This is a genomic window from Thalassotalea sp. LPB0316 (assembly GCF_014898095.1).
GTDB lineage: Bacteria > Pseudomonadota > Gammaproteobacteria > Enterobacterales > Alteromonadaceae > Thalassotalea_G.
In genome coordinates this window covers 3,260,351-3,282,693 of sequence record NZ_CP062946.1, presented here as the reverse complement: position 1 = coordinate 3,282,693, position 22,343 = coordinate 3,260,351, and the positions used below count along the sequence as shown (strand labels likewise).

General features: G+C 43.6%; 14 protein-coding genes. 6 read left to right on the top strand and 8 right to left on the bottom strand.

Annotated features, from left to right (window positions below):
* Window positions 1–39 precede the first annotated feature (39 nt).
* From LP316_RS14765 to LP316_RS14745, 5 genes are all read left to right on the top strand, one after another.
* Window positions 40–882 (top strand): HDOD domain-containing protein, encoded by an 843-nt coding sequence (locus LP316_RS14765; protein WP_193021872.1) that lies wholly within the window; start codon window positions 40–42, stop codon window positions 880–882.
* A gap of 231 nt (window positions 883–1,113) precedes the next feature.
* Complete coding sequence (metA, locus tag LP316_RS14760) at window positions 1,114–2,055, top strand: homoserine O-acetyltransferase MetA (RefSeq protein ID WP_193021871.1); 942 nt, start codon at window positions 1,114–1,116, stop codon at window positions 2,053–2,055.
* A gap of 1 nt (window position 2,056) precedes the next feature.
* The gene (gene metH, locus LP316_RS14755) at window positions 2,057–5,740 is read left to right on the top strand and encodes a methionine synthase (RefSeq protein ID WP_413470659.1); all 3,684 of its coding nucleotides are present in this window, start codon (window positions 2,057–2,059) and stop codon (window positions 5,738–5,740) included.
* Between the two features lie 415 nt (window positions 5,741–6,155).
* Complete coding sequence (locus tag LP316_RS14750) at window positions 6,156–6,527, top strand: helix-turn-helix domain-containing protein (RefSeq protein ID WP_193021869.1); 372 nt, start codon at window positions 6,156–6,158, stop codon at window positions 6,525–6,527.
* A gap of 94 nt (window positions 6,528–6,621) precedes the next feature.
* On the top strand, window positions 6,622–7,983 hold the full coding sequence (locus LP316_RS14745) for an OmpP1/FadL family transporter (protein WP_193021868.1): 1,362 nt from the start codon (window positions 6,622–6,624) through the stop codon (window positions 7,981–7,983).
* Window positions 7,984–8,162: 179 nt separating this feature from the next.
* On the opposite strand, the gene nagP is transcribed toward LP316_RS14745, so the two are convergent.
* The 8 genes from nagP to pgi all read right to left on the bottom strand — a co-directional run bounded on the left by nagP (window position 8,163) and on the right by pgi (window position 21,114).
* A complete protein-coding gene (nagP, locus tag LP316_RS14740) occupies window positions 8,163–9,458 on the bottom strand; it encodes an N-acetylglucosamine MFS transporter NagP (protein ID WP_193021867.1) in 1,296 nt (431 codons plus the stop codon).
* A gap of 38 nt (window positions 9,459–9,496) precedes the next feature.
* A complete protein-coding gene (nagA, locus tag LP316_RS14735) occupies window positions 9,497–10,630 on the bottom strand; it encodes an N-acetylglucosamine-6-phosphate deacetylase (protein ID WP_193021866.1) in 1,134 nt (377 codons plus the stop codon).
* Window positions 10,630–11,628: a glucosamine-6-phosphate deaminase NagB-II gene (nagB-II, locus tag LP316_RS14730; protein WP_193021865.1), complete on the bottom strand. Its 999-nt coding sequence runs from the start codon at window positions 11,626–11,628 to the stop codon at window positions 10,630–10,632. The genes nagA and nagB-II overlap by 1 nt, the downstream gene beginning before the upstream one ends.
* 11 nt (window positions 11,629–11,639) lie before the next feature.
* On the bottom strand, window positions 11,640–12,533 hold the full coding sequence (gene nagK / locus LP316_RS14725) for an N-acetylglucosamine kinase (RefSeq protein WP_193021864.1): 894 nt from the start codon (window positions 12,531–12,533) through the stop codon (window positions 11,640–11,642).
* A 189-nt stretch (window positions 12,534–12,722) separates the two neighbouring features.
* The gene (locus LP316_RS14720; protein WP_193021863.1) at window positions 12,723–15,392 is read right to left on the bottom strand and encodes a family 20 glycosylhydrolase; all 2,670 of its coding nucleotides are present in this window, start codon (window positions 15,390–15,392) and stop codon (window positions 12,723–12,725) included.
* Window positions 15,393–15,402: 10 nt separating this feature from the next.
* Window positions 15,403–16,449: a cupin-like domain-containing protein gene (locus tag LP316_RS14715; RefSeq protein WP_193021862.1), complete on the bottom strand. Its 1,047-nt coding sequence runs from the start codon at window positions 16,447–16,449 to the stop codon at window positions 15,403–15,405.
* Window positions 16,450–16,515: 66 nt separating this feature from the next.
* On the bottom strand, window positions 16,516–19,179 hold the full coding sequence (locus LP316_RS14710) for a TonB-dependent receptor (RefSeq protein WP_193021861.1): 2,664 nt from the start codon (window positions 19,177–19,179) through the stop codon (window positions 16,516–16,518).
* A 234-nt stretch (window positions 19,180–19,413) separates the two neighbouring features.
* On the bottom strand, window positions 19,414–21,114 hold the full coding sequence (pgi, locus tag LP316_RS14705; RefSeq protein ID WP_193021860.1) for a glucose-6-phosphate isomerase: 1,701 nt from the start codon (window positions 21,112–21,114) through the stop codon (window positions 19,414–19,416).
* A gap of 171 nt (window positions 21,115–21,285) precedes the next feature.
* On the opposite strand from pgi, the gene LP316_RS14700 reads away from it, so the two are divergent.
* Window positions 21,286–22,305, top strand: coding sequence for a LacI family DNA-binding transcriptional regulator (locus LP316_RS14700; protein ID WP_193021859.1), 1,020 nt, complete (start codon window positions 21,286–21,288; stop codon window positions 22,303–22,305).
* The last annotated feature ends 38 nt before the right edge of the window (window positions 22,306–22,343 follow it).

Genomic DNA, 22,343 nt, shown 5'->3' with positions numbered 1-22,343 from the left:
GCTATTTTGTAATAAGGTACACATTTTAAGGATTCCTATATGGCAACAGAAAATGCCCTCTACATCATTTTGATAGAGAAAATAAAACAAGATGCGCTTGTCTTACCCACCTTACCGAAAATAGCCTTGAAAGTGAGGGAAGCCGCAGATGATCCTGAGGTAAACCTAAATCAGATGAGCGATATTATTAGCCAAGATCCTGCCTTATCTTTAGGCATGTTAAAAGTGGCTAATAATGCGATCATGGGGCGCTCTGTAAAAGTTGAAACGGTCAACCAAGCGGTAACTCGTATCGGCCTAAGACAAATTAAAAGTATTGCAACAGCCATGGCACTTGAACAAGTATTTATTTCTGATAACGAAATTATCAGTATGTACTTAAAAAAATCATGGGATAAAACCGTTGATGTAGCATCCGTTGCGATCGCTTTGATGACCCACTATAAAAGTAGTAATAAGCATTCGCCGCTAGCAATAGATACACTGACGCTTGCTGCTTTAATCCACAATGTTGGGGTGTTGCCAATATTAACTGAGGCAGAGAATCACCCAGATGTTTTCGCGAATCCGACATTTTTACAACAAGCTATTGTCAAGTTATCAAGTCCAATAGGTGCTGAAGTAACCAAAGCTTGGGGGTTTAGTGATGAATTTACCGACATCGTCAAGCATTGGAGTGACTTAACCGTTTTACCAAAAGAAGCGAGTTACTTAGATTTTATCCGTGCTGGCGCGATAAAATGCGGTATTTTTAAATCAGAATCCACCTGTTCAGTACTGTTAAAGAGCTATGTCGACAAGGGGATCATGCCAGACATCGACTTTATGAATACACCTGAATTCGAAGAGCTTAGCGCCAATGTTAAAGCGATGTTTAGCTAAAAGATCATAGATCGACATGCATGTTTAAGCTGAAGCTAATCTAGCTTTACATAGAAATAGGGCCTCTTAATTTGAGGCCTTTTTTATTTTTATCGCCTGTTCAAGAAAAGCCACTTGCTATTTATGATGAAAACGTTATTATTTTAGACGTCTAAACGTTTAAATGTAAAAACTTCTAAATGTAAATTGTCATCAGCCTTATTTTTGAATTCACCTGATTAGGTAACTAACATGCCCATTAAAATTCCCGATCAATTACCTGCATTAAATATTCTTGGCAACGAGAATATCTTCGTCATGTCTGAACATCGCGCGGTTAATCAAGAGATTCGCCCGATGGAAGTCGCGATATTAAATTTAATGCCGAATAAAATTGAAACGGAAGTGCAGATCCTACGCATGTTATCGAATACGCCACTACAAATTAATATTGAGTTAGTGCGCATTCACAAAAATCCGTCGAAAAATACACCAACTTCACATTTAGAGTCGTTTTACCGATTATTTGACGATATTAAACACAAACACTACGACGGCTTAATTATCACTGGTGCGCCACTTGGTTTAATTGACTATGAAGAGGTCAGTTATTGGGACAAAATTTGCGAAGTATTCGATTGGGCGCAACAACATGTGGTTTCAACGATGTATCTTTGTTGGGCAGCACATGCTGCCTTGTATCATCATTACGGTATTGATCGAAAGCTCCGAGATGAAAAGCTCTCAGGCGTTTATGATCATCAAGTACTCGCGCCGCTAGAAAAACTGACACGAGGTTTTGATGATGAGTTTAAAGTCCCTCATTCGCGTTATGCGCAAGTCACCGAGCAAGATTATCAATCGATTAACGGGCTAAATATTTTAGCGCAATCAGATGAAGCTGGTGTGTATTTGGTGGCCAGTGAAGATAAGCGCCAAGTCTTTGTTACTGGGCATCCAGAATATGACGCACACACGTTAGCACAAGAATATCAGCGCGATGTGACCATGGGGCTTGAGCCTACAGTTCCCGTCAACTATTTTAAAGGTGATGATCCAGATAACGAGCCGCGCAGCAGTTGGCGCAGTCATGGCAGCTTGTTGTTTAACAATTGGATCAACTATTACGTATATCAAATTACCCCATACCAATTAGATGCTGAGCACATTCAGACATCGATCACAGGAGAGTAACGTGCAGCAGTTAGCATCGTTTAATCAATTAACACAGGCGTTAAAAAATAATATCTTGATCTTAGATGGTGCCATGGGAACCATGATCCAAGCTTACAAACTTGAAGAGCAAGATTATCGCGGTAAGCGATTTACCGATTGGCATTGCGATGTTAAAGGTAATAACGATTTGTTAGTGCTTACTCAGCCTGAGATTATAAAAACCATTCATCAAGAATATCTCGCAGCGGGTGCTGATATCATTGAAACCAATACTTTCAATGCAACAACGATTGCCATGGCTGATTACGACATGGAAGATATCAGCTATGAGATTAACTTAGAAGCCGCCAAAATCGCTCGCCAAGCCGTTGATGAGTACAATCAAAAAACGCCTGAAAAGCCGCGTTTTGTCGCTGGTGTGTTAGGGCCAACTAACCGCACGTGTTCGATTTCTCCTGATGTTAACGATCCCGCATTTCGCAATGTTAGCTTTGAACAGCTAAAACAAGCTTACATTGAATCAACAACGGCCTTAATTAAAGGCGGCAGTGACATAATTTTAATTGAAACCATTTTCGATACGCTTAATGCCAAAGCCGCGGTTTTTGCCGTTGAAACTGTATTTGAGCAAGAGGGAATTCGCTTACCTGTGATGATCTCAGGCACAATTACTGATGCCTCAGGTCGTACATTATCAGGCCAAACAACCGAAGCATTTTACAATTCATTGCGCCACGCCAAACCGGTTTCGTTTGGTTTAAACTGTGCGCTCGGGCCGGTTGAACTACGCCAATATGTTGAAGAGTTAAGTCGCATTAGCGATTATGCCGTATCGGCTCACCCCAATGCCGGTTTGCCAAACGCTTTTGGTGAATACGATTTTACCGTTGAAGATATGAACAGCCATGTTCAAGAGTGGGCTGAGTCTGGCTTTTTAAACATTATTGGCGGTTGTTGTGGTACCACACCTGAGCACATCAGGGGCATGGCTGAAACGGTCGCTAAGATAAAGCCAAGAAAAATAGAAGCTAAGCCAATTGCTTGTCGTTTGTCAGGCCTTGAAGCGTTAACCATTGAAAAGGAAAGCCTGTTCGTTAATGTCGGTGAGCGGACAAATGTTACTGGCTCGGCAATTTTTAAGCGCCTGATCACCGAAGAAAACTATGATGAAGCAATCTCGGTTGCCTTACAACAAGTAGAAAACGGCGCGCAAATTATCGATATCAATATGGACGAAGGCATGCTTGATTCAAAAGCTGCCATGGTTCGCTTTTTAAACTTAATTGCTGGTGAACCCGATATTGCCAAGGTCCCTGTGATGATTGACTCGTCAAAGTGGGAAATTTTAGAAGCGGGCCTCCAGTGTATTCAGGGCAAGGGCGTTGTTAACTCAATCAGCTTAAAAGAAGGTGAATCAATCTTTCGCGAGCAAGCCGAACTTATTCGTCGATACGGTGCAGCAGTTATCGTGATGGCGTTTGATGAGACTGGCCAAGCAGAAACCCGCAAGCGCAAATTCGAAATTTGTCAGCGTGCCTACCGTATCTTGGTTGACGAAATAGGCTTTCCACCTGAAGACATTATTTTCGACCCTAATATTTTTGCTGTTGCCACCGGTATTGAAGATCACAATAACTATGCCGTCGATTTTATCGAGGCGGTTAAAGACATTAAAACCCATCTGCCACACGCGATGATTTCTGGTGGTGTTTCGAACGTCTCTTTTTCGTTTCGCGGTAATAACCCAGTGCGTGAAGCCATTCATGCGGTGTTCCTCTATCACTGTATTAAAAACGGTATGGATATGGGGATCGTTAATGCCGGTCAGCTGGCGATTTATTCTGATATTCCCAAAGACTTGTTAAAAGCGGTTGAAGATGTTGTTTTAAACGCTGACGATGGCGCAACCGAGCGCTTACTTGATATTGCTGAACAGTACCGCGGTCAAGCTGGCGCCAAAGATAACAAAGCCAATCTTGAATGGCGCGAGTGGCCCGTTAAAAAGCGCCTAGAGCACGCGCTTGTTAAAGGTATCAACGAATTTATTGTTGAAGATACCGAAGCGGCAAGGCTTGAAGCAAGTCGCCCACTCGATGTCATTGAAGGACCATTAATGGATGGTATGAATGTGGTTGGTGACTTGTTTGGCGCCGGTGAGATGTTCTTACCGCAAGTGGTAAAATCTGCTCGTGTCATGAAACAAGCGGTGGCTCACTTGCAACCGTTTATCGAAGCCGAAAAGACACAGGCGAGTTCTAACGGCAAAATATTACTGGCAACAGTAAAGGGCGATGTTCACGACATAGGTAAAAATATTGTGGGCGTTGTGCTGCAGTGTAATAACTTTGAGATCATCGACCTAGGTGTCATGGTGCCTTGTGAAGAGATCTTGCGAGTTGCAAAAGAAGAAAACGTCGATGTGATTGGCTTATCAGGCCTAATCACGCCATCGCTTGATGAAATGGTCCACGTAGCAAAAGAAATGCAACGTCAAGGCTTTGAGTTGCCATTGTTAATTGGCGGTGCGACAACCTCAAAAGCCCATACGGCGGTTAAAATTGAGCCGCAATATCAGCATCCGGTAGTTTATGTACCTAATGCTTCTCGTTCGGTGTCTGTGGTGAGTTCGCTGTTGTCTGATGAGCTGCGTCCTGCGTTTATGGAACGTCAAACCAAAGAGTATGAACGGGTAAGAGAGCGTCACTTTAATAAAGGGCCACGCTCAACACTGGTTTCTTTAACACAGGCACAGGCAAACCCAAGCCCAATTAATTTTGACAAGTACACGCCAACCAAACCGAAAAATTTGGGCGTTACGGTACTTGATGATTTAGATCTGAATGTTGTTCGCAACTATATTGATTGGACACCTTTTTTCATGACGTGGCAGTTATCGGGTAAGTATCCCAAAATTCTCGAACATGAGTTAATTGGTGAAGAGGCGACTAAGCTATTTAACGATGCCAACGCCATGCTAGATGACGTGATTAACAATAACAAACTGCGTGCTAAAGCGGTATTTGGTTTATTCCCGGCATTTCGAGAGGGTGACGATGTACACCTCTATCGCGATGAAGCTAAGACCGAGCACTTAATAACAACCCATCATTTGCGCCAACAAGGTAAAAAGCCTGCAGGGCAATACAATCGTTGTTTAGCGGACTATATTGCGACCAAAGAGTCTGGCGTTAATGATTACATGGGCGCTTTTGCCGTATCTGCCGGTTTTGGTTGTGATGAATTGGTCGCTGAGTTTGATGCTAAACACGATACGTACAACAGTATTTTAATGAAAGCGGTTGCTGATAGATTAGCCGAAGCGAGCGCAGAATACTTGCACGAGCAAATTCGCAAATACTATTGGGGCTATGCGGCCGATGAGCAATTTGATAATGAAGCGCTTATTCGCGAATCTTACCAAGGTATTCGCCCTGCGCCAGGTTATCCTGCATGCCCTGAGCACACAGAAAAAGGTAGCTTATGGCAGTTACTCGATGTTGAGAATAATATTGGCATGGAGCTGACTTCAAGTTACGCCATGTGGCCAGGTGCTGCGGTAAGTGGTTGGTATTTTGCTCATCCAGATGCCAAGTACTTTGCTGTCGCTAAAATCGACCAAGATCAAGTGCAAAACTACGCGGATCGCAAAGGCTGGGATCTCGATACCGCAGAGCGTTGGTTAGCACCTAATTTGGAAGAATAGCCGTTATACTTCATGAGATGCCCGCCTTCGCGGGCATGACGGTGGCTACTGTCATTTCTGTTTTTCTCTGTGCCACTTTCCTTCTATTGTGTGCCACTTTCCTTCTATTGTGTGCCACGTTCCTTCTATTTCTGTGCCACTTTCCTTCTATTGTGCGCCACTTTCCTGCTATTGTGCGCCACTTTCCTGCTATTCTGTGCCTCTTTCCTTCTATTGTGTGCCACTTTCCTTCTATTGTGCGCCACTTTCCTTCTATTGTGTGCCACTTTCCTGCTATTCTGTGCCTCTTTCCTACTATCTGACGTCATTTCCGCGCAGGCGGAAATCTAAACTTTTTTCCTGTGTGTCAGGTTAGTGTCGTGTTCTAGCACTGTATTTTTTGTCATAAACTACACTTCATATAAGGAGAGTAATTATGACCATTAAACAAAGACGGCTAGACAAAGGTTGGTCGCAAGAGCAATTGGCGGAATTAGCTGGCGTGAGTGTTCGAACGATTCAACGTATCGAAAATCAGCAACAACCAAGCTTAGAGTCGTTAAAATGCTTGGCAGCTGTTTTTGAAACCTCGGTTAGTGAATTATCACAGGAAATGGGGTCGCCCAAAGTAGCTGAATATAAAGCGCCTACCGGTTTACTTTATCAAATAGAACGCGATGCTATCGAGTTCGCCCAATCAATTTTAAATGGTGCTAAAAAAGGCCAAAAGGATCCAATTTCGTCAATTGAGCGCGATGCTATTAACCATGCCAAAGGGCTTTTGGCTCGGTTTAATGTTAGTGATTAAGCCCTACAATAGAACAGTTTTTACCTTGTAATTTAGCCATTTAGATTAACTTGTCTAAACTAAATATTATACGGATGTAGCAGGGTGGGTGATAATGTTCAAGAGTTCGACAAAGTTTCAACTCAAATTATTGGTGTCGACCATTGTGATAAGCGTGTCATCGGTTAGTGTCGCCGATGAATATCACTACAATAATTTACTGGTTGGCGGTGAGGCCGTTTCACTAGGGGGAGCTTATACGGCCTTAGCAAACGACCTATCTGTGATGCATTACAACGTAGCAGGGTTGAGTTGGGTCAAGCGTAATAAAACCGCTTCAATAAATACCTTGGCATGGGAGAGAACTGATTTTGAAGAGGTTTTTACCAACGGTCAAGATTTCAATCGCGAGGCGTTTTCAGTGATTCCTGGTTTATTTGGTGTAAGAGCACAATCTGGCAAGTGGTCATACGCCGCCTCAATCGCCGCTACAGATTTCTCTAAAGAGCGCACAAATCAAGATGTTGTCTATCAAGCTCCCGATGTCGGCGATGGCGCAAATCAAGAAGTCAATGAATACGTCAATATCAATATTGATAATAGCGCCTATAAACTTACCTTTGCCGGTGCGTACCAAGCCAATGAACAACTGAGTTATGGTTTTGGCCTGAGCTTCGAATATCGCGAGTTTCAAACTATCCAAGGCTCAGGCACGCAAGTCACAACCCTAGTTGATGACGTCCCTGTGATAAGTGGTTTCGATGCGAGCCGCCGATTTGATGATGATATGTGGATATTACAACCGGCTATTGGCTTTCAGTATCGTTATCAACAGTGGCGCTTTGGCGGCCAGCTATCGAAAGACTTCACGCTGTCGAGAGATTATCAGGTGACCAGTAATATTTTAGTTTCAAGCCGACAACCATTGCCCGATGGTGTGACACCGATATCTAGGATCACTGCAAACCATGATGAAGAGCAAGATTATCCGTGGCATGTTGCTTTGGGCGTGGCACATCAATTTAATCAGGTACTCGTGAGTTTTGATTGGCACTTTTATTCCAAGGTCGAAAATGATGAATTTTATGTCGATGATATTCAAACGCCAATAACGAGAGATTTAAACCAAGTGTCTAACTTTGCTATTGGTGCTAAGCTACCTTTGTCGAATAAGTCTGCGTTAGCTTTTGGTGTTTTTACTGATAATTCAAATAGTGAAATAGATACCACTATCGACTTTCAGCGCGTAGAGGATATTGATTTAATTGGTATTTCAGTGGCTTATGAAGGGCAGTTGTTAGAAATGCCGTTCACCGTAGGCGCCTATCACAAATGGGGCAACGGTAAAGTCAGGTTTGCCGATATTCGTTCAGTAGAGCAAATCGTCGGTTTGCCTTTGTATCCGGATAATGGCAACTTTGATATTGCCAAAGCGACGAAAAAATCGTTTGTCGTGTATTTGAGTTTAGATTTTTAGCAAAAATAAACTATAGCTAATTATTGATTTGGAAAGGCCGTGTAATTATAAAAAAAGCATAGCTAACTATAGCCCCGAACTAGCCATACTAACCATGTCTTAAGGATAAAAAAAGGCATAGCTAGTTGGCCCGAACTAGCTATGCCTTGTGGAATTTCCACCAATCGAGGGTACTTGTGTTAGCGTTTAGGGGCTATTTTATGGCCCTTTAATGCATAGAATAAAATAAAGGCATAACACGGTAGCATCACAATATAACCACCTTGTTGGCCGAGTGAAGTATTGCTTAATAGACCCCAAAACAAAGGACCAAATGCACCACCTGCAATACCCATGACTAACAAAGCTGAGCCTGTTGAAGTGAGTTTACCTAAACCAGATAAGGCTAATGGCCATACGGCAGGCCAAACAATGGCATTAGCTAAACCTAAAAAGGCGATACACAATAAGGTGTCGGGTAACATTGCACCGCCAAATGGCACTAAAATAGTTTCGGCAATCACGTATGACTGGCTATCACCAAAGACCACCGCGAGGGTGAGTAGGATACCAAGCACAGCTGAAATCGATAACGCTTGTGGCTGAGAAATGTAACGCGGAATAGTCAGGATCCCTAAAATATAACCTAAGACCATACAGACCATAGTGTATGAGGTCATTACCGCGTAATTTTCAATACCCAGAGACAAGGCATAAGTACCTATGGTGTCGGCAGCGATAACTTCAACAGCAACGTAAACAAAAATAGCGACCACACCTAAGGCTAAATGCTTGTGAGCCAAGGCTTGCTTGATCAGGCTTTCATCGGCGTGCTCTGGCTCTTTTTCTAATTCAGGCAGTGGTGATTTAAATACAGCTAAGGCGAGTACGCCAATAAATATCGCCATACCTAAATAAGGGGTTACTAGTGAGTTTGCCATGGCATCAATTTGTTCTGCGCTAAGCTCGGTGCCAACGGTGTCTTGAAAACTACTGGCAATTAGCGCGCTAAATACTAGGGGCGCTACAACGCCTGCGCCTTTGTTTAAGATCCCCATAATACTGACGCGAACCGCGGCTGACTCTTCAGGACCAATACGGACAACATAAGGATTAACCGCTGTTTGTAATAGCGTTTGACCAGCACCCATCACTAACTGAGCAAATAAAAATAGGGCAAAAATTTGTGTTTTAGCGGCAGGAATAAACAATAGGCCAGCGATCATCATGCCTGTCATACCTAAGGCCATGCCTTTCTTATAACCGACTTTTCTGATCAACCAAGCTGATGGGATCGCAGTAAAGGTAACGGCGATATAAAATGAAAAAAGAATAAGCGATGCTTGAAACGGTGTTAAATCTAACACTTGTTTTAGATAAGGCATGAGCGAGCCGTTTATCCATGTGGCAAAGCCCAAAATGAAAAACAGTACCGCAACTATGGTCATTGGCACCACGCTGCTTGGTTTGCTCTGCTCAATTGCATTTGTTGTCATAATACTTCCTCGAACTTGTTGCTTTATTTTTGTTGTTGTTATTTTTGATAGGTTTGCTTACCGCCAACCCAAGTGCTAACGACCGTTAAGTCGTCATCGAGTAACACCATGTCGGCTTGATGATTAACGCTTAATCGGCCTCGGTGGCGACTTTCATTGATATAATTTGCTGGATATAAACTTGCCATGCGCAGCGTGTTGTCGAGCGGTTGATGGGCATAGCGATGACAATTTCTCACGGCTGAAGCCATATCGAGCACAGAGCCCGCTAATTCACCGGTAGTAGAGGTTAATTTGCCATCATGTAACTGCACGCTGCGATCGAAGAAAGCAAATTCACTGTCGTTGGTACCAACAGGTGGCATCGCATCGGTCACTAAAAATACACTGCCTTGCGCTTTAGCTTTTAACGCGATTTCACAACTGGTGTAATCAACGTGGTGGCCATCGACAATCAAGCCAGAGTAGGTGTGATCATTTAGTAGGGCACAGCCAACAACACCTGGCTCTCGTGACGTCATCGCCGACATCGCGTTAAACAAGTGGGTAAAACCACTAGCACCGGCATCTACGGCTTTTTGTGCGGTGTTAAAATCTGCATTGGTATGGCCTAAACAAACTTTGATGCCTAGCGAAACCATTTTCGAAATATCAGCTTCGCTGACATTTTCCGGTGCTATGGTGACGATCACTTTACCGAGATCTTTACGCGATAATATTTGCCATTCATCATCGCTAATCGGTCGAATGTACTCGGCGCTGTGAGCCCCTTTTTTGGCAACAGACAGGTGCGGGCCTTCAAAGTGGATCCCTAAAATCCCGTTTACGCCTTGCGCTATCGCATCACTTACCGCTTGAGCGGCAAGCGCCATTTGTTCAACATTGTCGGTAATAAAGGTTGGGAGCATCGCCGTTGTACCGAAGCGGTTATGGGCAGCAAACATAGTTTTTATGCCATCAACGGTTGGGGTAGCATTAAACAATACACCGCCACCGCCATTAACTTGCAGATCGATAAAACCGGGTACTAATAAGCCTTGGTAGTCAACTTCACTTGGTGCAAGCCCAGGTTTGAGGGCTAAAATTTTGCCGTTGCTTATCGTGACTTGGCAGTTGTTGTAAAAGCGCTCACCATCAAACAGTTTGGCAACGCTGATGCTCATCTCGTTCATTACAAAGTCCGTGTTACTTTCTTTAAGCCCTTTGGCTCATCTGGATTAAAGCCACGATACACGGCAACAGATGCCACGTCTAAATAAAATCTTTGCAAGACAACTAACGGTGCAATTCTCGGGTGAATGTGATTGTCGAGTTGCTTAATATCGACCACATTCGCGCCGCGGCGAGTCACTTCTTGCACTTGCTCTTGATGCGATTGCAAGCTTTCGTCGCTGACCTGACAATTAATAATCGCTAACCCTTGCTCCACTAAGGTTACTGGGCCGTGAAGAAATTCTGCACTACTAAAAGATTCCGCGTGAATGCTTGCCACTTCTTTGAGCTTCAATGCCATCTCTTTTGACACGGCAAAACCTAAACCACGACCAAGTACCACTAGGTTTTTGACACCGTCGATAGATTCAGGTGTTAATTGCGCTGGTGAATCAATGATTGCCTGAAGTGCGCTTGGCAAGGTATTTAATGCCTCGATAAGTGTTTGGTTGTTAGTCCAGTAGGCGGTGAGTTGTAATAGGGCAGAAAGCGTTGCTAAGTAGCTTTTTGTAGCCGCCACAGATATTTCAGCGCCCGCTGATAACGGCATCACATCATCAACAATTTCACCAAGTGGCGATGTTTCATCGTTAACTAATGCGACACAGTATGCCCCCGCATCCTTTGCCATCTGGGCTTGCGCTAAAATATCTGGGCTTCTACCCGATTGTGAGATCACAATCACTAAGCTTTGCGCTAACTTGAGTTGCTTGTTGTAAACACTTGATACCGATGGCGCTGCTGAACTCACTGGAATACCCGCTTCGATCTCGATGAGGTACTTACCGAAAACGCCGGCGTGATCTGATGAGCCGCGACCAATAATCATGACGTTAGTCGGCTTAATGGTGTTTAACTGGTTAGCGATACGTTGTGCAACCGCTTGGTTTTTAATCAATTGTTGTTCGATAACTTGAGGCGTTTGTTTCGCTTCTTGTTCCATTAATGTGCTAGACATAGAAAAACCTTTTAGTGAGTAGCATTTGCGAGCTGCTGCTGAGCAAAAAGAACTGAGCCCATTTCGGGAGGAAAAACAGGCTCAGATAAACTGGCTTGGACATCTTGCTCAAGCCAAGGGACAATGAAACTGGATAAGCCACCAATAATAGAAATACGCGGTGGGTTTTGTTGTGAAAGGCGCTTGGCCACTTGGCTAAGATACTGCGCGCCCTCTAAAATGATCGCTTTGGCTATCGCATCGCCTTCATTTGCGCGTTTAAACACGTAACTGGCAAGTTTGGCGTAATAGGTTGCTGGCTTACCAGCGATAGCTTCGACTAATGACACTGCGTCTTTTGCTTGGGTGTGATTAAGAATATCTTCAGATAAACTCGTTGGCGCGATCAAGCCATCTAGTGACAGCAAAACGTTTTTGGTTGCTTGTAAACCAATCCACGCGCCACTGCCTTTATCACCATGCGGAAAACCATGTGCACCAACGATAAATGGGGTCTCATCAACATAGCTAAAACCACATGAACCTGTGCCTGAAATCATGACGGCACCGTCTTGACCTTGGTGTGCGCCCAAACAGGCTATCAGTAAATCGGTCGTTAAAAACATCGCTCTAAATGGATGTTGCCAAGCTGACATTTGCTCAAACAATACAGGCAAATTAACACCCGCTAAGCCAACACCAGCGACCAAGTCACATAACTTAACATCGTCTAACTTAGCGTCGTCTAGTGCGAGTAAGGCTGATTCGGTAATGGAGTGGGTTGCTTGCTCAAATCCGTGGATCGGATTAGCCGGTCCTGAAACGCCAGTGCCTAATACTTTGTTATCTTCAGAAACGATAATGGCTTTGCATTTACTACCACCACCATCGATTCCTAAAAAGTAGGTCTTGTTATTTGTCGGCATGTTAACCTCTGTGATAACTCTTCACGAGCTTTTTAAAGCAATTATTTAATCGGTTATTGGTAATCATATTAACATAAATGACAGCGTTGTCATTTGTTATTTTAACTTTCTGCAATATTTTTTTAACATCGTTGTTTTTATTGGCTTTTTACGCATTATTTCGCGCTACAAGAGTTGGCTTTATGCAGCTTATTGAACAACTTGCCAACTGCGACCTACGCGCTTGCCGTCAAATGTTCGAGCGCGAACAACCACTTGGCCTTTAACCAATGTTGGCTTTTCGTAGGTTTGCCAAACATTCGATGCATCTTTGTATTCAATGGTTAATCCTTTAAAAGCAATGTTTGCGTGTAATTTGCCATCGATAATTTTGGCGCCAACTGTAGGTAGTCGATAGGCGATATCTGCCGCTTCAACCTTAGCTAATTCTTTACTGCCAATAACTTGTGAAAAACGCTGCCATTGTTGGTCGCGAAGTGCTTGATGTTGTGTGCTAAATACATTGCTTTGTTGGCTGTATTTCGCCCCTTGATAGTTGTAATCAACTGCCCACTTGGGTTTGTACCAAGCGCGTTCGGCAAGTGCCAGTAGGCGAGGGAATATTTTGTGCTCTGCCATGTCGTCACTGCGAGTATTCTCGGTCCAGAGCTGACCTTGGACACCGTAAAATTTAACACCTTGATCCAGAGGACCTTGTTCCGAGTGGCCTGATTCAGCTTGTTTTTTAGTATCATCAGCCTCGTATGGGTTGTTCTGACGATCGGTCCAAAACTCAGCGTGAATCGGGAGATTCTCCGGCATAAACTGGAACACTTTTTCTGTGTTAATTTCACGTGAAGCCCAATAATAGCCATGCTCTTTCGGATCGGCCTCGTATGGGAAATCAAAGTACAGCGCATCAGGCGATGAGATCACCACTTGCCACTGGCGGTTCGCCAACTCATGCGTTTGACTGTGTGAACCAAACATCAATGGCCCCCACGCATTCGCCTGTACTACCGACGGCATTTTTTCAACGCGGGTGTGCTCTAAACCATCAGCCCAAGCTGCAGGCTCGATACCTAATTTTGCAATCATGGTGGCTACGCGTTCAACGAAATACCCCGATAATTGCTTAGCTTCAGTGATCCCTTGATCGTTATTGGCTAAAAACGCTTTACATGCAGGGCTTTCTACCCAAGCACCGGCAGTTTCATCTGCACCAATGTGGTAACGAGTGAGAGGGTGCTCTGCCGCTTGGTGGATCTGTTGGACTTCTTTCATCAAGTGTTCAACAAAGCGGTATGAAGAATCTAAACAGACATTAATGGTGTTGTCTTGATAGTACTGTACCGATGAATATTTGGTGTAATCATCAGCTTCATAAAGTAAAAATTCATTGGCTTTATCAAGCTGCTCTTGTTGTTTGTAGGTGTTAAAACGAGCATTCATCGCCTTTACCGCTGCCCTTGAATGCCCAGGCATATCAAGTGATGGGATAACTTGAATGTGGCGCGCGCTCGCGTAACGCAAAATTTCTTGGTAATCGGCAACACTGTAATAGCCATTCACTTCGCTGTCAGTCTCGATGCCCGCACCAAGCTGTGGCATTAAGCAGTGTTGTTCTGTGATATCAAAACAGCGCTGACTGCCAATTTGCGTTAGCTCAGGTAAGCTTGGAATTTCAATTCGCCAGCCTTCATCATCAGCCAAGTGAAAATGAAATTTATTGAGCTTGTAAGCTGCCATTTGATCCAATAATTTGAGGATGAAGTCTTTACTTTTAAAGTTGCGAGCAACATCGACTAGCATACCGCGAAACTCAAAAAGTGGCGCGTCTATTATCGTTAGTTGTGGAATGGTATCGCTGTTTAAATCAACTAAACTCGCCAGTGATTGCAAACCGTAAAACACGCCGGCTTCATCTTGACCAACGATGTTAATCGCATCATCGCTCACCGATAACTTATAACTACCGTTAACTTGCTCTGGCGTCGCCTCAATGAATAAATTAACGGCAATGCCATTATCAACTTGTTTTACGCCTAACGTAGCGAGTCTCTCTAGCGCGGCGTTCACTGCCTTGCTTGGCACTTGATTAAAGTTAACCGAAATCCCTTGTTTGATCGCAACTGGACGTTTGTCGTCAGCAAGTTCAACACTTTTGGGCGTTGGAATAATAGCTTGTGCTAAATAGTCGGTATCGAGTGGCGCATCAAATGTCGCTTGGTTGCGCTGATACAGTAAATCGCTAGTTAGCCATTGTGTGCTGTCTGATTCAGTGCGTTTGAAGTGGTGTTCAACACTCGTGTAAGGGGTAACATGGGGTAAAATTTCTAAACCGGTTTCAGGATCAATCTTCGCTTTTGTGCTTTTGATCACTTGCGCGTTTAAATCAGGCGCAGTAACTAGGTAGTTAGGCATGGCATCGGTTTCAGATAGCGACCAATAGCTGCCGTAAAAGGTGATGGTTTTGGCTTCGTTTTTACCAAAACCGGCATATTCTGGTTTCATGCTAATGCGGTGAATATCGCCATTGATATGTTCAATCACAAACTCATCGCTTTGTGACGACTGAATTGGCGTGATTTGCGAGAAGTAAATTTGCCAGTTTGTTGCTTTGATCGCATCAAGCGCTGTTAATGTTAACTGCGCGGTAAAGCAATCGCCATCGGTTTTATCAGGATCGCAATGCTCGCTTGGCTGGTTCGTGACCAGTGAAAACTTAACCTGAAGGTTGTCAGCAATCTCGTTAATGTCTTGCTGTTTTGCTTGGTGTAATTCGACTGCCTGAGGTGTTTTAACCTCTGAGCAGGCGTTAAGTAATAGGCTACTAGAACAGGAAAAGGCGATGATAAAAGATAGATTAGTTATTTTCATGAACGTCTTCTTATGGGTTATTCTTATTGCTTAGTTGGCTGATCAGCCATTGGCTAATTTGTTGTTTTTGACTGCTGGATAAATCAGCCAATATGCCGCGAATATGCGCTGGAATATGATCTAGCGCGTCATCGGGGCTTTCGAAAATATAGTAATTGAAAAACGCTTGCCAGGCTTTGCGCTTCTGAGCCGGTAAGTTTTTTAGCGTCAGTAAACTCATCAGCAAGGTATCCATTGGCACGGGTTTTTCAGTACCGGCAATAGAGCCGCCGTACCAGTAATTAACGAGTAGATTAACGTTAGAGAGCGCCTCTACGTTGTGCCACCATAAGGTTGGGATATAAATCGCATCTCCGGGCTCAAGTTCAGCAACGAGCGCCTGATTTAGCGCGCTTTTAAATTTCGGGAATTTGGCAAAGTCTGGGTTAGCAACGTCGACCATACTAACCGGTGCACCGGCCGGTGTATTGTTCAACGGACCAACGTATAAATTGCTAATTTGTTCAGGCGGAAATAGGGTGAATCTGCGCTTGCCTAATACCACACAGGCAATGTTATCGGCGTCATCGTAGTGGGGCGCAACGGTTGAATGATTGCCCAACCAAAAACGCGGTTTTACTTCAGCGCCAAATAAATCGAGTGAATGGTCTTGTTCGAACTTGGGGAAGTAATCGGCAACAGGCGCACTTTGTATGGCAACAGCTTGCTCTGATTGTGTGGAATGACTTAATAACTCACTAATGAACGCATCAAAGCTTGCTATTTCTCGGCTAAAGTTGAAGCCGGTAAAGTTAGGGTTGTAGAAGTAACGGCCGTTGGCGCTAGTTTTATCTAACCGAGCAAACTGGACATTGCCGCCAATATATAATGATGAAAGTTGTTTGATAACGGCTTGCGCGGCTGAGTTCTCACTAGCTTTAGCGTGATTAACTAACGGCCAATCATCAACTAAACCTTTTAAAATTGCTGGCTCTGCTAAGGGCTGGATTTCTTGTTCAAACCTTGCTTTGTCAACATTGTGCCACGTGGCAACTTGTTTTAACGCGCGTTTTTTCATTGGGGAAAACTCTAGTTAGGGTGAATAAAAAGCCGAGCAAAGCTCGGCTTTTTTTGTGGTTAACTTTTAGAAGTTAACACGAACACCTGCAACGTAGCGACGACCATTTTCATAAATCGACATCACACGTTCTTTAGAGCTGTTGTACTCAACAATTTCTTCATTAGTGAAGTTAACGGCTTCAAGAGTGAAGGTTAAGTACTCATTGAAGTTCCAAGAAGCACTTGCATCCCACTGACCGAAATCGTCGTTAAATAGCTCATCACCATTAAAGTGCAAGCCTTTGTACCACTCGCTGCGGTAGTTATACATAATACGCGCACCGAAAGTATCGTTTTCGTAGTAGGCAGTTAAGTTCAGCATGTCTTCAGACGTACCTTCAACAAGACCTGAACCTGGCTTCATTTCATCACGAGGCTCTTCTGAAGAAGAATCTGTGTAAGTGTAGTTAGCTTGGACACCGTAGCCACCAAAGTCGTGCTGTAAACCAAATTCGATACCTTCAATAGTACCAGCTAAGCCATTGCCAGGTTGAGTGAAATCAACTGGCACCCAAACATCGTTCTCTTGGTCGTAACGATCTTCAGTTACCACTGTTGATGTACGTAACGACTTAAGATCTTTAGCAAAGTAAGCTACAGATAGGACTGAAGCGTCAGCGTAGTACCATTCCCACGATACATCGAACTGGTTGGCAATTGTCGGCGAAAGTTGTGGGTTACCACGTGTTCCTGAACCACGACCGCCAGTTAGTGAGCCATAAGTTTCAGATGAAGAAATGTCAGCCCAGTTTTGGCGAGCCATGACACGTGCTGCACCAACACGTAGAATTTGATCTTCCGTTACGTCAAAGGCAATGTTAAAGCTTGGTAGCATTTCTGAGTAATCGTTTGATTGATTCACCCAGTTTAATACTTCTGGCGTTAACCAGTCGCCATTAATCGTGTTTAAGCCCCAAGTCTCACCTGAATACTCATAACCGTATGAAGTTTGGTCTGTACTTACGTAACGAAGACCTAAGTTACCGCGGTAGCCTTCACCACTGAAATCACCTTGTACGTAGAAAGCTAAAATGTCTTCTTCAACTTCCCAGATTTCAGGTAGGTTGTCGTGAATAGCATAACCCGCATCAATGCCGTTTAAGCCACCAAAAGCGATTTCTTCCATTAATGGACGGTTGTGGGCTACTTGGTTCGTTAAGTTACCTGTTGCTGCAACATCGACATTGACTGAGCCTAATGCGTCTAAGCCACAGTCAGCTAATGTTGGGCAAGTTTCAAAGATGTGACCTAGGTAAACGTTCCAGTCTGCTCCGCCACCATCAGTAAATGGCGCGTGCCAGCTGTAGGCGTGACGACCTTGAGTACGCTCGGCTTGACGGTATTTTAAACCGGTTTTTAATGCCGTGAATGGGCCAACTTCTACTGGGAATTCTAAGTCTAACTGTGCGAATGTTTCTTCGTCAGTGGTTGGTTTCGCACCACCCCAGATCCAGCCTGCAGCAAAGTTAGAGCCGTCTGATGGGTCAACACCGATATCAACATTTGGGGTACCGGTTAAGTCGTATGAATAACCTGCGCCTACCGCAACGTATTCCCAAGATGTTTCACGGTAAGTACCGCCTTTAGCAGCCGTTGTACCAATTTCGAAATTTAACGTGTAGTTATCAGCATCGTAGTCAACATCTAAGTGGAATTGCTCAGATTCAGTGCTAGAAACACGGTTGATAAAGTTGTATGCGTAGTTACCGCCAGCGCTTGATGCTAAAATTGCACCGTTTTCAACTTTCGTTGCATTAGCAATGATTTCAGCTCGGTCAGCAAAAGCAAAGTTAATTAAGTTAGCGTTTTGGTTATCAACGTCCATTTTTGAAGACATGGCATTGAACGTGAATAATAAGTCGTCTGATGGCGCGTATTGTAAGGTCGCGAATACTGTATCGCGTTCACGCTCTTGTAAAAAGCGAGGTGCACCAATGTTACGTGGAACGATGTAGTCGTCGGCTTCGTCTTCAATCCAGCCTAATACTTCAAAACCTTGACGCTCTAACGTACGGCTTTGGCTAACTGCTGAAATCATCACACCGAAGTTTTCTTCTTCGTTTTTCCATGAGTACATACCAGCAAGTTGTGGATCGGTTTCACCTGATGTTTCAGAGTATTGACCTTCTAATGAAAGGCTAACGGTGTTTGAATCAAGTTCAAGCGGGCGGCGAGTGCGTAAAATTACGGTACCACCAATTGAGCCTTCGTCAGTTGAAGCTTCAGGTGACTTGTAAACTTCTAAGTTTTTAACGATAACTGACGGTAACATGGTGTAGTTAAAGCTGCGGTTCGCTTCATCAAGGATGAACCAGTCAGCAGTACCTACAGTTTGACCGTTTAATAAGGTACGGTTGTATTTAGGGCCAGCGCCGCGAATACTGATTTTTTCACCTTCACCGAATTCACGGCTAACCGCAACACCAGTAATGCGAGAGAGTGTTTCAGCAACGTTTTTATCCGGGAATTTGCCGATATCTTCAGAGGTGATAACATCAACAATTGAGTCTGAAAAGCGTTTAGCATTGATGTTTTCTTTTAACGAGCCACGAATACCACGAACTTCGATGACTTCTGTTTTATCTTGTGCTTTTGCTTCATCGGCAAGAGCAAGTGGCGCAGCACCACCAGTTAGCACCATAGCGATAGAGCTTGCTAAGACGCCTTTTTTAAAGTGTTTAGATGACATTGACTTTCCCTTAATACACATTGTTGTGAATATTATTTTAGTTGGTTGCTTGATATTTGAAATGACAGCGTTGTCTTTTTATGACAGCGTTGTCATCAAATTTGTATAAACCTTACACAGAAAATTTTATTTTGGCTACAAAATTATTAAAAAAAAGTAACTAAATTTTCTAAGTTGTTGGTTTTTATTAATAAATAAATTTGTTTTCACTTCGCTTATTCGTTAATTGGCCACTCAATCAGTGCTATTTTTGCTGTTTAATTCGCCTAATTGGCTGTCATTCGTACTAAATTGAGCCTGTTTCGCTAAGTAATAACTGAGTAGTCCACGCGTTGAACTGTCTTGATTTGATTCAACTTGCTGCTCGTTGAGCTGTTGTTCAATGTTCTTCGCTAATACTTTGCCAAGCTCAACACCCCACTGATCAAATGAATGAATATCGAGTAACACACCTTGGCAAAAGATTTTATGTTCATACAAGGCAACGAGTTGACCTAAGCTAAATGGTGTCAGCTTATCCAATAAAATGGTATTCGAGGGCTTGTTACCTTGGTGAACCTTGTGTGGGGCGAGTGCTTGTATTTGTGAAGCTGATAGGCCTTTATCGGCTAGTTGAGCCTCGACTGCTTGTTGGCTAACCCCGGTCATCAGGCCTTGGCTTTGTGCGAAAAAGTTTGCCATTAATACTTGTTGATGGTTATCAAGTGAGTGATGACTTGCGATAGAACCAATAAAATCAGCCGGTACAATGGCATTACTTTGATGTAAATATTGGTAAAAAGCGTGCTGACCATTGATACCAATTTCACCCCAAAGCGCAGCCACGGTTGGGTAGGGTAGCGACTCACCTTGGGTTGATACTGATTTACCATTACTCTCCATTTCAGCCTGCTGTAAATAGGCGGGAAATCTCGCGAGTGCCTGATCATAAGGCAAAATCACCTGGCTCTGGTGACCTAAAAAGCTCGCATGCCAAAAGCTGAGCAAGGCCATAATGACAGGAATATTTTGTGCAAGCGGTGCGTTAATAAAGTGCTGGTCAATCGATTCACCACCCTCAAGCAGTGTTTTAAAATGATCAAATCCGATGTATAGGGCAATTGGCAAGGCGATTGCCGACCACATTGAAAATCTGCCGCCTACCCAGTCCCACATAGCAAAAATATGGTCGCTGGCGATACCAAATTCAGCAACTTTGTCGAGGTTGCTACTGACCGCGACAAAGTGCTTGGCAACGGCACCTTCCGATTTGAAATAATTAACAAGCCATTGCTTTGCGGTGTTGGCATTGGTCATCGTTTCAGAGGTTGTAAAGGTTTTTGAAGCAACGATGAACAATGTCGTTTCAGGGTTTATTGTAGCGAGAACTTGCGATATTTGTTCGCCATCGACATTAGAAACAAAATGGGCATTAACTTTAGCTAGGGCATAGCGAGTTAGCGCCTGGCAGACCATTTCGGGCCCCAGATTCGAGCCACCAACACCGATACTCACAATGTCAGTGATCACTTTATTGCTATAGCCGGTGTGATGACCTAAATGAACTCGCTCAACAAAGCGCTCAATTTTTGCTAGCTCTTGTGTCACTTGTAGGCGAACATTATGACCTTCCACCATTAGGGGCTGTGTTGATTTACTTCTTAGGGCAGTATGCAAAACCGCTCTGTTTTCGGTTTTGTTAATGGTGCTGCCGGCAAACATGCTATCTCTTGCTTGCTCTAACCGACATTCTCTTGCGCAGTTGAGCAGCGTGGCTAATACTTCATCGTTGATAAAGTTTTTTGAATAATCGAATAACAGGTTATCGAGTTCGATATGGTATTTGTCGAAGCGCGAAGGATCTTGATTAAACGCCTTGTTTACATCGAAAGGTATTGCTGATGCTGCAAGCTGTTCGAGTTTTTGCCAACTGGCAAGCTGAGTTCTAGCTGTCATTTTTCCAACCTAAATGTTAATGATTATGCAAAGCTAAGTTAAAATGACAGCGCTGTCAATTGTCATTTCAATGAAATTTCAAGATTTGTTGGTTGCGATTATTGATAAATGCCAATACTCTAGCGCTCAGGAAATAATAAGAAATTATCTGTTTTAGGGTTTGAAATTTAAATGAAAGCGACGATCAACGATGTTGCCAAACACGCTGGCGTATCAATAAAAACGGTGTCTCGGGTGATGAATAACGAGCCGTCAGTACGCGATGCAACGAGAGAAAAAGTCATGGCATCGGTGCTTGCTTTAGATTATCAACCCAACTTAGCAGCTCGTAACTTGGCTGGCACTAAATCGTTTTCTATCGCGTTTATTTACGATAACCCCAATGCTTATTACGTCATTGATATGCAAAACGGTATTTTAAAAGCCTGTAAGTCTCAAGGTTACGAGTTGGTTATTCATCCGTGTAATGCACAATCTAAAAACATTCTTGAAGAAATCACGTTAATGGTAAAAATGTCGCGTATTGCCGGCATAGTGTTAACACCACCGTTTTCTGAAAACCCTGAGTTCGTCAAGCATTTAACCAGTTTAGATGTCAAAGTTGTTCGGATCATGTCGGGTGAACACGCACCTGATGAAATTTCACCTTGCGTGATGGTTAATGACCATCAAGCGGCGTTTGATATTACTGAGCATCTGATTAGCCTTGGTCATCAGCGCATTGGCTTTTTAGCTGGTGGCAAAGAGCACAACTCAAGTGCTGAGCGTTTTAACGGTTATAAAGACGCCTTAACAGCCAATGGCATTGCGTTAGACAGTAGCTTAGTTGTCGATGGCGAATACTCGTTTGAATCAGGTGTTGAAGGAGCAAAAACCTTGATGGAGCGTGAGGTAAAACCGTCTGCTATTTTTTCTTGTAATGACGAAATTGCCGCCGGTGCATTATTCGCTTCGCGCTTGATGAACATCGATATTCCAACGCAACTATCAATTGCAGGCTTTGAAAACAGCCCGTTCTCGCGCCAAACTTGGCCAAAACTGACAACCGCTGATCAACCAACTGAAAAAATCGCTGAAAACGCGACTAAGTTATTGATCGCTCAAATCAAAAAGTCGTCTGATAGCAAAATGGTTGAGCAGTTCACCCCTGAATTAGTGGTACGAGATTCAACGGGTAACGTCACTGTCTAAATTTGACTAGCACAGCGAGAAAAGGATATCAGCTGACA

Excerpts from the sequence above, each read along its gene's own strand:
- pgi (WP_193021860.1), bottom strand. The coding sequence starts at position 21,114 with ATGACAGCTAGAACTCAGCTTGCCAGTTGGCAAAAACTCGAACAGCTT.
- LP316_RS14720 (WP_193021863.1), bottom strand. The coding sequence starts at position 15,392 with ATGAAAATAACTAATCTATCTTTTATCATCGCCTTTTCCTGTTCTAGT.
- metA (WP_193021871.1), top strand. The coding sequence starts at position 1,114 with ATGCCCATTAAAATTCCCGATCAATTACCTGCATTAAATATTCTTGGC.
- LP316_RS14750 (WP_193021869.1), top strand. The coding sequence starts at position 6,156 with ATGACCATTAAACAAAGACGGCTAGACAAAGGTTGGTCGCAAGAGCAA.
- nagB-II (WP_193021865.1), bottom strand. The coding sequence starts at position 11,628 with ATGTCTAGCACATTAATGGAACAAGAAGCGAAACAAACGCCTCAAGTT.
- LP316_RS14715 (WP_193021862.1), bottom strand. The coding sequence starts at position 16,449 with ATGAAAAAACGCGCGTTAAAACAAGTTGCCACGTGGCACAATGTTGAC.
- LP316_RS14700 (WP_193021859.1), top strand. The coding sequence starts at position 21,286 with ATGAAAGCGACGATCAACGATGTTGCCAAACACGCTGGCGTATCAATA.
- LP316_RS14710 (WP_193021861.1), bottom strand. The coding sequence starts at position 19,179 with ATGTCATCTAAACACTTTAAAAAAGGCGTCTTAGCAAGCTCTATCGCT.
- LP316_RS14745 (WP_193021868.1), top strand. The coding sequence starts at position 6,622 with ATGTTCAAGAGTTCGACAAAGTTTCAACTCAAATTATTGGTGTCGACC.
- nagK (WP_193021864.1), bottom strand. The coding sequence starts at position 12,533 with ATGCCGACAAATAACAAGACCTACTTTTTAGGAATCGATGGTGGTGGT.
- nagP (WP_193021867.1), bottom strand. The coding sequence starts at position 9,458 with ATGACAACAAATGCAATTGAGCAGAGCAAACCAAGCAGCGTGGTGCCA.
- nagA (WP_193021866.1), bottom strand. The coding sequence starts at position 10,630 with ATGAACGAGATGAGCATCAGCGTTGCCAAACTGTTTGATGGTGAGCGC.
- LP316_RS14765 (WP_193021872.1), top strand. The coding sequence starts at position 40 with ATGGCAACAGAAAATGCCCTCTACATCATTTTGATAGAGAAAATAAAA.